Genomic DNA, 15,810 nt, shown 5'->3' with positions numbered 1-15,810 from the left:
CGGTCCCGGCGCCCGTCCGAACGGGGCTGCCGGGGGCCTTGCCTGACGGTGCGTCAGCTACGACGATGGCCCCACGGCTCCACGGGACGGCACGTCGGTCCGTGCGGCGGTGAAGGCGGCTTCCACGACGAAGGCGAGGCGGGGACGGCATGGCGCGCGTGTTTGCGGAAGGTCGGCTGGTCTACGGGATGCAGCTCCCGGTCCAGTCGCAGAGCACCCTCTACGCCGAGCCCTGGGAGGCCTCGGCCGGCGCGGCCGATCTGGTCGAGGTGGCGCGGGCCGCGGACCGGGCCGGGTTCGGGTACCTCGCCTCGTGCGACCACGTGGCCATCCCGCGGCGGCTCGCCGGGCCGATGGGCACCGTCTGGTACGACCCGGTCGCCACCCTGTCCTACCTGGCCGCGGTCACCGAGAACGTACGGCTGCTCAGCCACGTCGCGATCGTCGGCCTGCGCCACCCGCTGGTCAGCGCCAAGCAGTACGCGACCCTCGACCACCTCTGCGGCGGCCGGCTGATCCTGGGGGTCGGCGCCGGGCACGTCCAGGAGGAGTTCGAGGCCCTCGGCGTGGACTTCGCCCGGCGCGGGCCGCTGCTCGACGAGACCCTCGATGCCCTGCGGGCGGCCCTCGGGCCCGGCGAGTACCCGGAGTTCGAGGGCGAGGCCTTCGCCTTCAAGGACCTGGGGCAGCTGCCGCGCCCGGCCCAGGAGCGGATCCCGGTGTGGATCGGCGGGTCCTCGCCCGCCGCCCTGCGCCGGGCGGCGCTGCGCGGCGACGGCTGGCTCCCGCAGGGCGATCCGCGGGAGGAGCTCCCCGACCGGATGGCCCGCATCCGCGAGCTGCGCGCCGCCGCCGGGATCACCGCGCCCGTCGAGATGGGCGCGATCACGGAGGCGCTGTACGTCGGGGAGCCCGGATGGGACACCGGCCGGCGCACCCTCACCGGCAAGGCGGAGGCGCTGGCCGAGTCCCTGCGCGCGTACAAGGCGCTCGGGGTGGACCAGATCCAGGTGCGCTTCCGCAGCCGCGACCGGGCTGAACTCGTGAACCAGATCGCCGCGTTCGGGGCCGAGGTCGGTCCCCTCCTCAACGACTGAGCGACTGAACGGCCAACCAATCCATCACGGAGGGCATCGGCATGGGCAAGCTGGACGGGCGCGTCGTCATCATCACGGGGGCGGCGCGCGGCCAGGGCGAGCAGGAGGCCCGGATCTTCGCCGCCGAGGGTGCGAAGGTGCTGCTGGGGGACGTGCTGGACGAGCAGGGCGCCGCGGTCGCCAAGGAGATCGGCGAGGAGCGGGCCCGGTACGTACGGATGGACGTGAGCCGGGAGGAGGACTGGGCGGCCGCCGTGGCCGCCGCGAAGGAGGCCTTCGGCCAGGTCGACGGGCTGGTCAACAACGCGGGCATCCTGCGCTTCAACGAGCTGGTGAGCACCCCGCTGGAGGAGTTCCAGCAGATCATCCAGGTCAACCAGATCGGCACCTTCCTCGGCATCAAGGCCGTCGCCCCCGAGATCGGGGCGGCGGGCGGCGGCACCATCGTCAACACCTCGTCCTACACGGGTCTGACGGGCATGGCCTACGTCGGCGCCTACGCCGCCACCAAGGCGGCGATCCTCGGCCTGACCCGGGTGGCCGCGCTGGAGCTGGCCGCCGGGAACATCCGGGTCAACGCGATGTGCCCGGGGGCCGTCGACACCCCCATGGCGAACCCCGGGCTGCTGGACCCGGCCGGGATGACGGACGAGGCGCGGGACGCGATGGCGGAGCTGTACAAGCGGGTCGTGCCGATGGGGCGGGTGGGCCGCCCGGAGGAGATCGCGCGCCTGGCCCTGTTCCTGACCAGCGAGGACTCGTCGTACATCACCGGCCAGCCCTTCGTGATCGACGGCGGCTGGATGGCCGGCGTCAGCATCCTCTAGGTGCTTATCTGATGGAGCGTCAGCTATTGACGGCTCCCGCACGCGGTGGAACAGTCAGGCCCATCGATCTGACGCAACGTCAGAAACCTAAGGACGGTGAACCCCTTGGAATTCGGGCTCTTTGTGCAGGGATACGTGGCTGAGGCGCGGTCCAAGGTCGACCCCGAGGCAGAGCACAAGGCGCTGATCGAGGAGACCGAGTACGTCATCCAGGCCGACAAGTCCGGCTTCAAGTACGCCTGGGCCTCGGAGCACCACTTCCTGGAGGAGTACTCCCACCTCTCGGCGAACGAGGTCTTCCTCGGGTACCTCGCCCACGCCACCGAGCGCATCCACCTCGGCTCCGGCATCTTCAACCCGCTCGCCCCGGTGAACCACCCGGTCAAGGTGGCCGAGAAGGTCGCCATGCTCGACCACCTCTCCAAGGGCCGCTTCGAGTTCGGCACCGGCCGCGGCGCGGGCAGCCACGAGATCCTCGGCTTCCTCCCCGGCATCGAGGACATGAACGGCACCAAGGAGATCTGGGAGGAGACCATCGCGGAGTTCCCCAAGATGTTCCTCCAGGAGGAGTACGAGGGGTTCCAGGGCAAGCACTGGTCGCTGCCGCCGCGGAAGATCTTCCCCAAGCCGTACGGCAAGGCCCACCCGGCCATGTGGTACGCCGCCGGCTCGCCCGCCTCGTACGCGATGGCGGCCAGGAAGGGCCTCGGCGTGCTGGGCTTCAGCGTGCAGAAGGTCTCCGACATGGCGTGGGTGCTGGACCAGTACAAGACGGCCATCCAGGAGGCGAAGGCCATCGGCGCCTTCGTCAACGACAACGTCATGGTCACCTCGACCGCGATCTGCGCCGAGACCCACGACAAGGCCGTCGAGATCGCCGTCAACGCCAACATGAACCGCTTCCAGTCGCTGGTCTTCCGCTACCACGACACCTTCCCGCGGCCCGAGGCGATCCCGCAGTGGCCCGAGATCCTCCCCGAGTACAACGCGGAGATCATCGAGCTGCTGATCGCCGAAGAGCTGCTGATCTGCGGCGACCCCTCCGAGGTGCTCCAGCAGTGCAAGCGGTGGGAGCAGGCGGGCGCCGACCAGCTGTCCTTCGGCCTGCCGACCGGGGTGTCGTACGAGGACACCATGACCACCGTCAAGCTCATCGGCGAGCACGTGATCCCGCAGATCGACACGGACCCGGTGCACCGGACGACCCGCTTCCGGGACGCCGTCTGATCCCGGGGGGCCTTGCGGTGCCGCTGCCGGGGCTCCGCCCCAGACCCCGCGCCTCAAACGCCGGCGAGGCTGAAAAATCCAGCCTCGCCAGCGTTTGAGGCGCCGCCGGAGGCAAGGAAGCCCAATGCCAGAAGGGACGTCATGCTCGACCACCTGATCAAGGGCGCCACCGTCGTGGACGGTACGGGCACCCCGGCCCGCATCGCCGACGTCGGCCTGCGCGACGGTCGGATAGCCGTCATCGCACCGCCGGGGACCGTCACCGAGGAAACCCGGACCAGCGAGGACGCGCACGGCCTCGTCCTGACCCCCGGCTTCATCGACCCGCACACGCACTACGACGCCCAGCTCTTCTGGGACCCCTACGCGACCCCCTCCATGAACCACGGGGTCACCACCGTCGCGGGCGGCAACTGCGGCTTCACCCTGGCCCCGCTGCACCCCGACCGCCCCGAGGACGCCGATTACACGCGCCGGATGATGAGCAGGGTCGAGGGCATGGCGCTGGCCGCCCTGGAAGAGGGCGTCGACTGGACCTGGTCCACCTTCGGCGAGTACCTCGACGCCCTCGACGGCCGGATCGCCGTCAACGCGGGCTTCATGGTCGGCCACTGCGCGCTGCGCCGCCACGTCATGGGCGAGGACGCGGTCGGCGGCCAGCCCACGCCCGAGCAGATGGACCGGATGCTGGCGCTGTTCCACGACGCGATGGACGCGGGCGCCTGGGGCCTGTCCACCACCCAGTCCTCCACCCACTCCGACGGCGCGGGCGCCCCCGTCGCCTCCCGGCACGCGAAGCCCGCCGAACTGCTCGCCCTCTCCCGGGCGGTGGCCGAGCACGAGGGCACCCAGCTGGAGGCGATCGTCGCGGGCTGCCTGGACCAGTTCGCGGACGAGGAGATCGACCTCTTCGTCGAGATGAGCGCGGCCGCCGGCCGCCCCCTGAACTGGAACGTGCTGACCATCGACGCCGCCGTACCGGAGCGGGTGCCGCGCCAGCTGCTGCCGAGCGAGCGGGCCCGTAAGGCGGGCGGCCGGATCGTCGCCCTCACCATGCCGATCCTGACGCCGATGAACATGTCGCTCGGCACCTTCTGCGCGCTCAACCTGATCCCCGGCTGGGGCGAGGTCCTCGGCCTGCCCGTGCCCGAGCGGATCGCCCGGCTGCGCGACGCGGACGTACGGGCCGAGATGCTGCGCCGCGCCGACAGCAAGGAGGCGGGGGTCTTCCGGCGCCTCGCCGACTTCGGCCGCTACGTCATCGGGGACACCTACACCCCGCAGAACGCCGGGCTCTCCGGCCGTGTGGTGCGCGACATCGCGGCCGAGCGCGGCCAGGACCCCTTCCACTGCCTGGTCGAGATCTGCGCGGCCGACGACCTGCGCACCGTGCTGTGGCCGATGCCCACCGACAACGACCCGGCCAGCTGGGCGCTGCGCCAGGAGACCTGGCAGCACGAGGACGTCATGCTCGGCGGCTCGGACGCGGGCGCGCACCTGGACCGGATGTGCGGCGCCCCGTACACGACGCGGTTCCTCGGGGACTGCCTGCGCGGGCGCAAGCTGGTGCCGCTGGAGCAGGCGGTACGGATGCTGACGGACGACCCGGCGCAGCTCTTCGGGCTGCGCGAGCGGGGCCGGATCGCCGAGGGGTTCCACGCCGACCTGGTGCTCTTCGACCCGGAGCGGATCGAGGCGGGGCCCGCCACGCTCGTGCACGACCTGCCGGGCGACAGTCCGCGGCTGGACTCGCGGGCCATCGGCATCGTCTCCGTCCGGGTCAACGGGGTGGAGACGATCCGCGACGACGAGATCACGGGGGCGGTCCCCGGGACCGTGCTCCGTTCGGGCCGGGACACGAGGACGGTGAGCACGCGGTGAGCGGGGCGAGCGGGGCGGGCGCGGACCAGCCGCAGCAGCTCCTGATCGACGGTGAGTGGGTGGCCCCTGCGGGCGGCCACTACGAGGTGATCAACCCGGCGGACGAGTCGGTGGTCGGCCTCGCCCCCGAGGCCTCGCGGCAGCAGGTGCACGAGGCCGCCGCCGCGGCCCGGGCGGCCTTCGCGAGCTGGTCCCGGACCAGGCCCGAGGAGCGGGCCGCGATCCTGGACCGCGCCGCGGACATCATGCAGCGGGAGTACGAGCCGTGGGCGCGCCTGGCCCGGGCCGAGACCGGCGCGCCGACCGGGATCGCCCGCGGCATGCAGGTCGGGGTCGGGGTGGCGCGCTTCCGGCGGTACGCGAAGGGCGCCCTGGAGCCGGTCGAACGGGGCCTGCCCCCGCAGGTCACCGAGGCGGGCCCGATGGGCGCGGCCAGTGTGCTGGGCGCGCTGGAGATCCGTCAGCCGGTCGGCGTGGTCACCTGCATCACCTCCTACAACAACCCGTGGGCCAATCCGGCGGGCAAGGTCGCCCCCGCGCTGGCGATGGGCAACACGGTCGTGGTCAAGCCCGCTCCGCAGGACCCGCTGTCGGTGTTCCGCATGGCGGCGGCGCTCCAGGAGGCGGGGGCCCCGCCCGGGGTGGTGAACGTGGTCAACGGCGCGTCGGTGGAGGTCGGCGAGGCGGCCGTGGACGGCCCGGACGTGGACATGGTGTCCTTCACCGGCTCCACGGGCGTCGGGCAGAAGATCGCCGAAGTGTGCGGCCGGACCATGAAGCGCCAGCTGATGGAGCTGGGCGGCAAGGGCGCGGCGGTCGTCTTCGACGACGCGGACCTGGACGCGGCGGTGCTCGGCATCGGGACGACGTTCTCCTTCTACAGCGGCCAGATCTGCACGGCCCCGACCCGGGTGATCGCCCAGCGCGGCGTCCACGACCGGCTGGTCGAGAAGCTGATCGGCTACCTGGGCTTCATGAAGGTCGGCGACCCGGGCGCGCGCGGCACGGTGGTCGGCCCGGTGATCTCCGCGGCGCACCGCGACCGGGTGGAGTCGTACGTCGAGCTGGGCCGCAAGGAGGGGGCGCGGGTCGCGTACGGCGGCGAGCGCCCGGTGGTGGGCCCGGACGGCAAGGGGTTCTACGTCGCCCCGACGCTGCTCGTGGACTGCACGAACGACATGCGGGTGGTCCGGGAGGAGATCTTCGGGCCGGTGGTCGTGGTGGTCCCCTTCGACGACGAGGAGGAGGGGATCGCGCTGGCCAACGACAGCGACTTCGGCCTGCTGCACTACGTGTGGTCCGGGGACGCGGCGCGCGCCTTCCGGGTGGCGCGGCGGATGCGGGCCGGCGGGGTCGGCGTGAACACCATCGGGCGCAACATGGAGGCGCCGTTCGGCGGCTTCAAGCGCAGCGGGGTGGGCCGGGACGTGGGCTCGTACGCACTGCACGCCTACAGCGAGGTCCAGTCGATCGTCTGGGGCTGACGCGGCGGGCGGGGCCGGGCGCGGTCGCCCGGCCCCGGCCGCGCTCAGTGGTCGTTGTAGTAGTCGGTGACGACACAGCCCTTGGCCTGGGCGTTCGTCTTCACGTAGCCGCTGGGCGCGGTGAAGCCCGGGTGGCAGTTCAGGATGAGGAGACCGCCCGGGCGGGCCATGGCGGTGATGGCGTTGTCGCTCGTTGCCAGGACGGCGAAGTCCTGACCGATGAGGAATCCGCCGGTGAGGCCCCGGTCCGGCGACTGGGCGCGTTCCTTGTCCAGGTCGGCCTTGTAGGCGGCCTGGAACTTCTTCATGTCCTTGACCATGAAGATGCGGGTGCCGCGGCCGCAGTAGCCGCGCTCGGTGACGGACCAGCCGGCGTCGTACTTCGCGTCGTCGGCGGGGCTCTCGTCGTCCGTGGGCTCCGTGGAGACGGAGGGGCACCGCGTGTAGCCGCCCACGAAGCGGGCGGCGGCGGCCATGGTGCCCGCCTTGGGCAACTGCTGGAAGGGCGTGCCGTCCTTGGGGGCGTTGCCGTTGACGCCGCCGTTCCTGGTGGGGTTCTCCAGGGTGCCCTCCATCCCGTCGCCGTCGCTGCCGCCGTCGGCTCCGATGCCGCCGACGACTCCGACGTCCCCGCCGCCGGAGCCGCTCGCGCCCGTACTCGCGCCCCCGCAGGCGGTCAGGACGAGCAGGGCGGTGACGGCCGCGCCGGAGGCGAGGGCTGAGGTGATGCGCATGGAACGGACTCTCCCCGTGAAAATGACCTTGAACGGCGGCGACTGTAGGGGCTTCGCCATGTCCACGGCAAAGCGGGCGCCGGAGGGGGGTCGTACGGAGTCCGGGAAAGTCACACGGGAAAGTTTCGAACTGTACAAAACGGACACGGCTGCGATTTCCGCATACCGGAACACGTTGTCCGGTGCCTTGTGAAGTGCGGACGGGTAGAGTTCATGGCTTCCATTGCCAGCCAAGAGCGCACCATTTGGTCAAGATTCAAAGGTCATCTGGCGTTCACTTAAGTGGACTTAAGCCCTCCGAATGTGGAAACCGCACCGTCTAACGTCCTGAGGCATGACACAGCTGGACGTTCGGCCCCCGGCCGCAGACACCGTGAGCGGAGCCCCCGAAAGCGCCGCCCGAGGCGACGTCCGGGGCAAGGGCCTCGGCAAGGGCTCCGTGGGCCTCCTGGGCAGCGCCGTCATCGGCATCTCCACCGTGGCCCCCGTCTACTGCCTGACCTCCACCCTCGGTTCCACCGCGGGCGAGGTCGGCGTCCAGATGCCCGCCGTGTTCCTCGCGGGGTTCCTGCCCATGCTGCTCGTCGCCTTCGCCTACCGCGAGCTCAACAAGGCGATGCCCGACTGCGGCACCTCCTTCACCTGGACCGTCAAGGCCTTCGGCCCGCGCGTCGGCTGGATGTGCGGCTGGGGGCTGGTGATCGCCACGATCATCGTGCTCTCCAACCTGGCCGGCGTCGCCACCTCGTACTTCTGGCTGCTCGCCGGTGAGATCACCGGCAACCCCGCCCTCGCGGCCCTGGACGACAGCAAACCCGTCCACATCGCCACCTGCCTCAGCCTGATCGCCGTCGCCACCGCCATCAGCTACCGAGGGATGACCGCCACCAAGGGCATCCAGTACACCCTGGTCGGCCTCCAGCTCGTCGTGCTCGCCGTCTTCGCCGCCATGGCCTTCCAGAAGGCCTCCGCCGGGACCTTCGACACCGGGCTCGACTTCTCCTGGCAGTGGATGAACCCCTTCGCGGTCGGATCCATGGCCTCCTTCACCGCCGGGCTCTCGCTCTCGATCTTCATGTACTGGGGCTGGGACGCCTGCCTGGCCACCAACGAGGAGACCACCGGCTCCGCCAAGACCCCCGGCCGCGCCTCGCTCATCGCGATGGTCGTCCTGGTCGGCTCGTACCTGGCCACCGGCATCGTCGCCCAGATGGCCGTCGGCTCCGGCGACAAGGGCTTCGGCCTCGGCAATCCCGACACCTCCGGCAACGTCTTCGCCGCCCTCGCCGGCCCCGTCATGGGCCCCGGCCTCGGCGTCCTGCTCTTCGTCGCGGTCCTCGCCTCGGCGACCGCATCCCTCCAGACGACGTTCATCCCGGTCGCCCGCACGGTGCTGGCCATGGCTACCTACGAGGCCCTGCCGTCCGCGTACGCGAAGGTCCACCCCCGGTTCAAGACCCCCGGCCGGGCGACCGTCATGGCGGGCGCGGCGACCGGCACCTTCTACACCGTGATGACCCTCGTCAGCGAGAACGTCCTCACCGACACGATCTTCGCCCTCGGCCTGATGATCTGCTTCTACTACTCGCTGACCGCCTTCGCCTGCGCCTGGTACTTCCGCGGCGAACTGCGCCGCTCCGGCCGCGACCTGCTGTTCAAGGGCGTCTTCCCGGTGGCGGGCGGGCTGCTCCTCGCCGCGGTCTTCTGCAAGACCCTCGTCGACATGTGGAACCCGTCCTACGGCTCCGGCTCCACGGTCTTCGGCGTCGGCAGCGTGTTCGTCATCGGCGTGGGCCTGCTGCTCCTGGGGCTGGTCATCATGCTGGTCACCGAACGCCGCAGCCCCGCCTTCTTCCGCGGGCGCGTCCTCACCCGAGCGACCCCGGCACTGGTCGTCAACGACTGAGGCCGGGGCGGCCGACGGACGGGTCGGCCGGTCAACGGCGCCGGCGCCCCGGGGTGACCCGCGGGCGCCGGTGTCGTTGGGCGTGGCATGAACGCCATGAAGCGCACCCTCGCCGCCCTGGTCCTCTCCGGCGGCGCCGCCATCGCCCTCACCCCGGGCCTCGCCCAGGCCGCGGACGAGACCACGCCGCAGGGCCCGCCGATCACCGCACGGGTCGGCGAGATCGTCGACAACCCGAGCGGGGCCGTCAAGGACGCCAAGACCGCCGTCGGCGTGGCCGCGGGAGTCGCCAAGACCTCCGCCCACGCCACCGACAGCTCCCTCGCGGGCACGGGCACCGCCCTGGAGACGGGCCTGCCGAAGGCCCCCAAGGTCGGCGGCTGAGCCCGCACGCGCGGGCCGCCGCGCGCTGAGCGGCGCAACGGTCTCACCCCCGGCTTGACCCTCGACCTGGTGGAGGTCGCAGAGTCGTGGTCGTGGAGAACGACCAGCGCGCGGACGAGCGCGACGAAGACCGCGACGACGCGCGCCGTGACGGGCGCGCCGACGAGCGCGACGGCCTGCGCAGCATCGGCGAGCTGGCCCGGGGCAGCGGCCTCGGCGTGAGCGCCCTGCGCTTCTACGACCGGGCGGGCGTCCTGATGCCCGCCCGGGTCGACCCGGCGACCGGATACCGCTGGTACGGGCCCGGTCAGCTCGCCGAGGCCCGCGTCCTGGCCCGGCTGCGCCGGGCCGGGATGCCCCTGGCGGACATCCGGCTGGTGCTCGCGGGCTGGTCCGGTGCGGACACCGGCCTGGTGCCCGGCCTGCTGGAAGGCCACCTGCGCCGGCTCGAACGCGGCCTCGCCGAGGCGCGTGCGGAGTTCTCCACGCTACGAGCGCTACTCGCACCCAAGGGGAACACCACGATGACCGCATCCACCGCCACTGCCGCCACCGCCCGCCTGACCGTGCCGGCCACCGATTTCGCCGCCGCCCTCGACGCCGTCCGTTTCGCCGCCGGGACCGATCCCGAGCTGCCCGTCCTCGGCGGGGTCCTGTTCGACATCGAGGGCCGCGACCTGCACGTCGTGGCCACCGACCGCTACCGGATGGCCGTCGCCCGCACCTCCACCACCGGGCACGGCGGCGAGCGGGTCCAGGTGACCGTCCCCGCCGCGCTCGTCGACGCGATGCGCGCCCTGCTGACCGGTGACGGCGCCCCGGCCCACCTGAGCGTGGCGGGGGACCGGGTGGAACTGGAGACCCTGGGCCACGAGGTCGCCGGCCTGGTCATCGGCGAGGACTTCCCCGACTACCGCCGCCTGACCCGGCTGCCCGAAGGCCGCCGCATCCCCCTCGACGTCCCCGCACTGCGCCGGGCGCTCGCAGGCCAGGCCGAGGGCGGCGAGGAGGTGTGCACCCTGGCCCTGACGGCGGACACGGTCACGGTCGTGACGGCCACCGAGGACGACGGAACGCCGGACCCGGCCGTCGACCGCGTGGGGGTCAACCCCGCCTACCTCCTGGAAGCCCTCGCCGCCGGGCCGGGCACCGAAGGCCTCCTCCTGGAGTACGTCGGCCCCAAGGCCCCCCTCGTCCTCCTGCGCCCCGCCGCCGAGGACACCTTCTCCCTCCTGATGCCGGTGAGCCTGGACGCCGACTAGCGGAAAGGTTTTTCGCCTTCTCCACCTTCTCCACCTTCTTCGCCTTCTTCGCCTTCTCCGACTTCTTCGGCCGACCGGTCACATCCGTGCGCCGAGCTCCGTCAGAGGTGTGTAGCCACGCGACCCACGCGGGCGGCGCCCGGCCGCCACGGCCGTCACCACCGAAGGAGAACCGCCATGAACGCACGCTCGACCGTCACGGAGCAGGCCGTCGCGGAGAAGACCGTCGCGGAGCAGGCCGTCCGTCCGCGGATGTCGGACCCGACCGAACTGATCCCCGAGCTGGCGACCATCGGGGGCGCGCTGTACAAGGCCACGGGCAACCGGTCGGTGCCGCGCACCACGATCGGACTGATCCACCTGCGGGCCGGCCAGATCGTCGGCAACACGTACCTGACGCTCATGCACTCGGGCCTGCTGCGCAAGGCGGGCGAGTCCGAGGAGCGCATCGCTGCCGTGGCGTCCTGGAAGGACGCGCCGTTCTACACCGCTGCCGAGCGGGTGGCGCTGGAGCTGGTCGAGGCCGTCATCCTGCCGAACCCCCGGGGCGAGCGCGTCTCGGACGACCTGTACGCGCGGGTGGCGGAGCAGTACGACGAGAAGGCCCTGGCGACCCTGACGGTCGCGATAGGCCAGGTCAACTTCTTCACCGCCCTGGCAGTAGTGGGCAAGCCCCTCGCGGGGGTGGGGGCTTCGGGGCAGTGGGGGTGAGGTGTGGGGTGGGGGCCCGGCTGCGCCGGGTCGCGGCTTCGCCGCTCGTGGGTAGGTTTCGCGCTTCGGGGTCGGGGTGGTTCCGGGGGCTGCCCGTCAGTTCCACTGTCTTCCCGTGCCGGGGCGTCCTGTCAAGAGCGCTCCTTCGTCGCGTCGCTGCGCGATGGCCTGCGGCCACTCTTGACATGCCACCCCGTCCCGGAAAGCCAAGAACTGTCGGGCCGCCCCCGGGGGGAGGCATGGGGGAGGGTCCCCGTTGCTTGCCGTCCGGCGCCCGGCCGCAGGCCGAATGGGGCTCATGTGGCGCCCTTTGGGCGACAGGAACGCAGTCAATCGCTACGCGCTTCTCCGAGAGAGGCGTCTGCGGGTTGTTTTGGGCTGGTGAGGGGTGCGGCGGAGCTCAAAGCTCGGCCAGACGAGAGTTCACGAGGGTCAAGGAGCCGTCGAGACTCAACAATTGCTCAATACGTCCCTTTTGGGGCGATTTGATCTCCATCTTTGGGACGGCCGGGCATCAGACCCGGACCAACACCCATCTGACCGAAGTCCCAGCCCCACGCAGCCCGCAGACGCTTCTCTCGGAGGAGCGCGTAGCGATTAGGGGCGCTCTTTCCGCCCAAAGGGCGGCACCTAGGGCCCACTCGGCCTGCGGCCGGGCGCCGGGCCTCAGGCAACGGGCAGCCTCCCCCCTGCCTCCCCCCGGGGGCGGCCCGACAGTTCTTGGCTTTCCGGGACGGGGTGGCATGTCAAGAGTGGCCGCAGGCCATCGCGAAGCGACGCGACCGCAGGGAGCGCTCTTGACAGGACGCCCCGGCACGGGAAGACAGTGGAACTGACGGGCAGCCCCCGGAGCATCACCGACCCCGAAGCTCGAAACCCAGCCCCCTCGGCGCGCAGCCGCGCCCCGGCGCAGCCGGAGATCCGCACCCGAAGGGTGAAGGTGAGGCGAATGCTCTGTCACATGTTGGTGGGGGGACGGTGAGTCGTTCTCGAATACCTGATAGACAGTGAATATTCATGGCTCGTCCGGCCGCGCACTCACATGTCCACGGCTGCCTTGGGGGGATTGCCGCACTGTGAAGCCTCTTCACCGTCACCTTGTCAGCACATCGCGCAAAGTCCTGTGCACCGCCGCACTCGCGGCGAGTCTGACCACGGCGGCGGTCGTCACCACCGCCCCGACGGCCGATGCCGGTGAGGCCGAGCCGGGGCCCGACAGCCCGCAGGCCAACGACCGCGGCAACGCGCGCCTCGACCTCCCGGACCTGGTCGCCGACCCGCCGCCCGCGCCCGGCTCCGGAGCCCCCGAGGGCGCCAGCGGCATCCCCGCCACCGCCCTCGACGCCTACCGCCGGGCCGAGATATCGGTCGGCGTCGCGCTGCCGCACTGCAAGCTGCCCTGGCAGCTGCTCGCGGGCATCGGCAGGATCGAGTCCGTCCACGCCTCCGGCTACGGCCTCAAGGCGGACGGCTCCACGGAGAAGCCGATCCGCGGCCCCCGCCTGGACGGCAACGGCTTCGCCTCCATCAAGGACACCGACAAGGGTGCCTGGGACGGGGACACGGAGTACGACCGGGCCGTCGGCCCGCTCCAGTTCATCCCCTCCACCTGGCAGACGTGGGGCGCCGACGGCAACGGCGACGGCAACCGCGACCCCAACAACCTCTACGACGCGGCGCTCGGCGCGGGTCTCTACCTCTGCGCGGGCGACCGGGACCTGTCCGACCCGGCGTCCCTGGACAAGGCGATCCTGAGCTACAACAGCTCCCGCGAGTACGTGAATTCCGTACTCGGCTGGATGCGCCAGTACCAGGCCGGAGCCACGGACGTACCGAACCCGCCGGTGGGCAACTACCCGACGCCGCCGCCCGGCTCGCTCCCCACCCCGCCGCCCGCGCCGGTGACCCCGACGAAGCCGCCGACCGTCCCGCCGACGGCTCCGCCCACCAAGCCGCCGACCAAGCCCACCGAGCCGCCGAAGCAGCCCGCGACGGTGTCCGGGCTGACGGTGCTCGGCGAGCCGAAGATCACCGCCGAGGCGGGCACGGTCTTCGCCGCCGCCCCGAAGGTCAAGGCGGTCCTGAGCGACGGCAAGCCCGCCGTGGGCGAGACGGTGACCTTCGAGGTCGGGACCGACAGCTCCGGCACGGTATTCGAGGGCGACGGCAAGGTGTCCGCCGTGGTCAAGACGGACAAGGACGGCATCGCGACCGCCCCGGCCCTGAAGGCCGGCGACAAGGCGGGCGAGAAGCCGGGTGCCTTCACCCTGCGCGCCACGCTCTACAGCCAGGGCAAGGGCAGTGCCACCGGCAGCCGGTCGTTCACGGTGTCGTTCGACGGCACGGTCACCCCCGCGGCCAAGCCCGCCCCCGTCGTGGACGCCCTCGCCCGTACCGGGACGAAGCCGCTCACCGCGGTCCAGGGCTCCAGCTTCGTGGGCGTCGAGGTGAAGGCCACCGCCAAGGGCGCGGCCATCGCCGGGACGAAGATCACGGCCGCCCTGGTCGAGAAGGACACGAAGGGCGCCTGGGTCCCCGTGGACCCGGCCGCGCGGACCCCCTTCTTCAAGGGCGAGGGCGGCAAGGAGCTGCACACGGTGGCGCTGGCGCCGACCGGCGCCGACGGCCTGGTCGTCCTGCCGGACCTCTTCACCGCCTCGGCCCCGGGCGCGGCCGCCACCCCCGCCGAGCCGGGCACGTACCACCTGCGCCTGGTCACGGAGAACGGCGTGGAGCTGATCCTGGACCTGACCGTCACCGCGCCTCCGGCGGCCCCGGCAACCCCGGCGGTCCCGAAGGCCTGAGCGGCGCCGACGGCGGCACGGCGGAGGGGCGGAACCCGATGGGTTCCGCCCCTCCGCCGTGCCCGTCCGCCGGGGCGGAAAGGCAGGAGCCCCGCCACCTCCGCTCGCGCGGAGGAGGCAGGGCTCCTTGGGTACTGCATCTCCAACCCGCGATCGGGCTGGCCCAGGCGACTAGGCCGGGGTGACGTTCTCCGCCTGCGGGCCCTTCGGACCCTGCGTGACGTCGAAGTTCACGAGCTGGTTCTCCTCGAGGGAGCGGAAACCAGCCGCGTTGATCGCGGAGTAGTGGACGAAGACATCCGGGCCCCCGCCGTCCTGGGCGATGAAGCCGAAGCCCTTTTCAGCGTTGAACCACTTCACGGTTCCGGTAGCCATGAGCCCTCCTATGGGCCAAAGGGTCGCCCTGCTCCAGAACCTGCTAAGAAGTCTGAAAACTACAAAAGCCTGCGGGTTACATGCTCCGCAGGCCTCGTACTGCAAGGGAAACCAAACTGCAACTTGCGACGAGCCTAGCATGCAGACTGCGGGGTCGACCAGAGGGAAAGATCACGTCACCCGGACGTTTGAGACCCGTCCGAAGGCTGACGGCGGGAGGGGGGCTAGTCTCGCGATGTGGACGTCTATCGCAGCCGGCCCAGGGTCGGCCACATCCAGTTCCTGAACTGCCTGCCGCTGTACTGGGGGCTGGCCAGAACCGGCACGCTGCTCGACCTCGAGCTGACCAAGGACACCCCGGAGAAGCTCAGCGAGCGGCTGGTCCGGGGTGACCTCGACATCGCTCCGATCACCCTCGTGGAGTTCCTCCGCAACGCCGACCAGCTCGTCGCCTTCCCCGACCTCGCGGTCGGCTGCGACGGCCCCGTGATGTCCTGCGTGATCGTTTCTCAGGTGCCGCTGGAGCAGCTCGACGGGGCCCGGGTCGCGCTCGGGTCCACCTCCCGCACGTCCGTACGGCTGGCCCAGCTGCTGCTCGCCGAGCAGTACGGCGTCCAGCCCGACTACTACACCTGCCCGCCCGACCTCGGGGTGATGATGCAGGAGGCCGACGCCGCCGTGCTGATCGGTGACGCGGCCCTGCGGGCCTCCCTGCACGACGCGCCGCGGCTCGGTCTCACCGTGCATGACCTGGGGCTCATGTGGAAGGAGTGGACCGGGCTGCCGTTCGTCTTCGCCGTCTGGGCCGCGCGCAAGGACTACCTGGAGCGCGAGCCGGCCACGGTCCGGGAGGTCCACAAGGCGTTCCTCGCCTCCCGGGACCTCTCCCTGGAGGAGGTCACCAAGGTGGCCGAGCAGGCGGCCCGCTGGGAGGCCTTCGACGCCGAGCTGCTGGAGCGGTACTTCACCACGCTCGACTTCCGCTTCGGCCCGGATCAGCTGGCGGGCGTGCGCGAGTTCGCCCGCCGGACCGGGGCGACGACCGGCTTCGCGCAAGACGTGCCGGTGGAGCTGCTGACCCCCTGAACGGAGCCCGGGCCGGGCCGCGGCGCGGCGGG

The 15,810-nt window shown here is 71.6% G+C and carries 13 protein-coding genes; 11 read left to right on the top strand and 2 right to left on the bottom strand.

Annotated features, from left to right (window positions below; all coding sequences use genetic code 11):
- Window positions 1-149 precede the first annotated feature (149 nt).
- The 5 genes from AC0693_RS03920 to AC0693_RS03900 all read left to right on the top strand — a co-directional run bounded on the left by AC0693_RS03920 (window position 150) and on the right by AC0693_RS03900 (window position 6,516).
- On the top strand, window positions 150-1,097 hold the full coding sequence (locus AC0693_RS03920; RefSeq protein ID WP_478800879.1) for an LLM class F420-dependent oxidoreductase: 948 nt from the start codon (window positions 150-152) through the stop codon (window positions 1,095-1,097).
- 41 nt (window positions 1,098-1,138) lie between these two features.
- Entirely contained in the window at window positions 1,139-1,924 is a 786-nt protein-coding gene (locus AC0693_RS03915) for an SDR family NAD(P)-dependent oxidoreductase (protein ID WP_469320414.1), read from the top strand.
- Window positions 1,925-2,029: 105 nt separating this feature from the next.
- A complete protein-coding gene (locus AC0693_RS03910) occupies window positions 2,030-3,151 on the top strand; it encodes an LLM class flavin-dependent oxidoreductase (RefSeq protein ID WP_356411517.1) in 1,122 nt (373 codons plus the stop codon).
- 141 nt (window positions 3,152-3,292) lie between these two features.
- Complete coding sequence (locus AC0693_RS03905; RefSeq protein ID WP_478800878.1) at window positions 3,293-5,032, top strand: N-acyl-D-amino-acid deacylase family protein; 1,740 nt, start codon at window positions 3,293-3,295, stop codon at window positions 5,030-5,032.
- On the top strand, window positions 5,029-6,516 hold the full coding sequence (locus tag AC0693_RS03900; protein WP_469320216.1) for an aldehyde dehydrogenase family protein: 1,488 nt from the start codon (window positions 5,029-5,031) through the stop codon (window positions 6,514-6,516). The genes AC0693_RS03905 and AC0693_RS03900 overlap by 4 nt, the downstream gene beginning before the upstream one ends.
- A gap of 44 nt (window positions 6,517-6,560) precedes the next feature.
- Here AC0693_RS03900 and AC0693_RS03895 read toward each other — a convergent pair whose 3' ends face one another.
- Window positions 6,561-7,250 (bottom strand): hypothetical protein, encoded by a 690-nt coding sequence (locus tag AC0693_RS03895; protein ID WP_478800877.1) that lies wholly within the window; start codon window positions 7,248-7,250, stop codon window positions 6,561-6,563.
- Window positions 7,251-7,584: 334 nt separating this feature from the next.
- Here AC0693_RS03895 and AC0693_RS03890 point away from each other — a divergent pair, with 334 nt between their 5' ends.
- The 5 genes from AC0693_RS03890 to AC0693_RS03870 all read left to right on the top strand — a co-directional run bounded on the left by AC0693_RS03890 (window position 7,585) and on the right by AC0693_RS03870 (window position 14,317).
- Window positions 7,585-9,156: an APC family permease gene (locus AC0693_RS03890; protein ID WP_478800876.1), complete on the top strand. Its 1,572-nt coding sequence runs from the start codon at window positions 7,585-7,587 to the stop codon at window positions 9,154-9,156.
- 96 nt (window positions 9,157-9,252) lie between these two features.
- Window positions 9,253-9,540, top strand: a complete 288-nt coding sequence (locus tag AC0693_RS03885) for a hypothetical protein (protein WP_478800875.1) — start codon at window positions 9,253-9,255, stop codon at window positions 9,538-9,540.
- Between the two features lie 176 nt (window positions 9,541-9,716).
- Window positions 9,717-10,802 (top strand): DNA polymerase III subunit beta family protein, encoded by a 1,086-nt coding sequence (locus tag AC0693_RS03880; protein WP_478800995.1) that lies wholly within the window; start codon window positions 9,717-9,719, stop codon window positions 10,800-10,802.
- Between the two features lie 177 nt (window positions 10,803-10,979).
- Complete coding sequence (locus AC0693_RS03875; protein ID WP_478800874.1) at window positions 10,980-11,513, top strand: carboxymuconolactone decarboxylase family protein; 534 nt, start codon at window positions 10,980-10,982, stop codon at window positions 11,511-11,513.
- 1,076 nt (window positions 11,514-12,589) lie between these two features.
- Window positions 12,590-14,317 (top strand): lytic transglycosylase domain-containing protein, encoded by a 1,728-nt coding sequence (locus tag AC0693_RS03870; RefSeq protein ID WP_478800873.1) that lies wholly within the window; start codon window positions 12,590-12,592, stop codon window positions 14,315-14,317.
- Window positions 14,318-14,488: 171 nt separating this feature from the next.
- Here AC0693_RS03870 and AC0693_RS03865 read toward each other — a convergent pair whose 3' ends face one another.
- Entirely contained in the window at window positions 14,489-14,692 is a 204-nt protein-coding gene (locus AC0693_RS03865; RefSeq protein WP_112451444.1) for a cold-shock protein, read from the bottom strand.
- Between the two features lie 237 nt (window positions 14,693-14,929).
- Between AC0693_RS03865 and AC0693_RS03860 the strand changes: the two genes are divergently transcribed.
- Window positions 14,930-15,778, top strand: a complete 849-nt coding sequence (locus AC0693_RS03860; protein WP_356415773.1) for a menaquinone biosynthetic enzyme MqnA/MqnD family protein — start codon at window positions 14,930-14,932, stop codon at window positions 15,776-15,778.
- Window positions 15,779-15,810: the final 32 nt, after the last annotated feature.

The sequence above is a fragment of the Streptomyces sp. NPDC043876 genome (assembly GCF_056435825.1).
The sequence above is the reverse complement of the archived record's forward strand: the minus strand, read 5'-3'. Positions and strand labels throughout refer to the sequence as shown.

Excerpts from the sequence above, each read along its gene's own strand:
- AC0693_RS03920 (WP_478800879.1), top strand. The coding sequence starts at position 150 with ATGGCGCGCGTGTTTGCGGAAGGTCGGCTGGTCTACGGGATGCAGCTC.
- AC0693_RS03915 (WP_469320414.1), top strand. The coding sequence starts at position 1,139 with ATGGGCAAGCTGGACGGGCGCGTCGTCATCATCACGGGGGCGGCGCGC.
- AC0693_RS03905 (WP_478800878.1), top strand. The coding sequence starts at position 3,293 with ATGCTCGACCACCTGATCAAGGGCGCCACCGTCGTGGACGGTACGGGC.
- AC0693_RS03895 (WP_478800877.1), bottom strand. The coding sequence starts at position 7,250 with ATGCGCATCACCTCAGCCCTCGCCTCCGGCGCGGCCGTCACCGCCCTG.
- AC0693_RS03890 (WP_478800876.1), top strand. The coding sequence starts at position 7,585 with ATGACACAGCTGGACGTTCGGCCCCCGGCCGCAGACACCGTGAGCGGA.
- AC0693_RS03885 (WP_478800875.1), top strand. The coding sequence starts at position 9,253 with ATGAAGCGCACCCTCGCCGCCCTGGTCCTCTCCGGCGGCGCCGCCATC.
- AC0693_RS03875 (WP_478800874.1), top strand. The coding sequence starts at position 10,980 with ATGAACGCACGCTCGACCGTCACGGAGCAGGCCGTCGCGGAGAAGACC.
- AC0693_RS03865 (WP_112451444.1), bottom strand. The coding sequence starts at position 14,692 with ATGGCTACCGGAACCGTGAAGTGGTTCAACGCTGAAAAGGGCTTCGGC.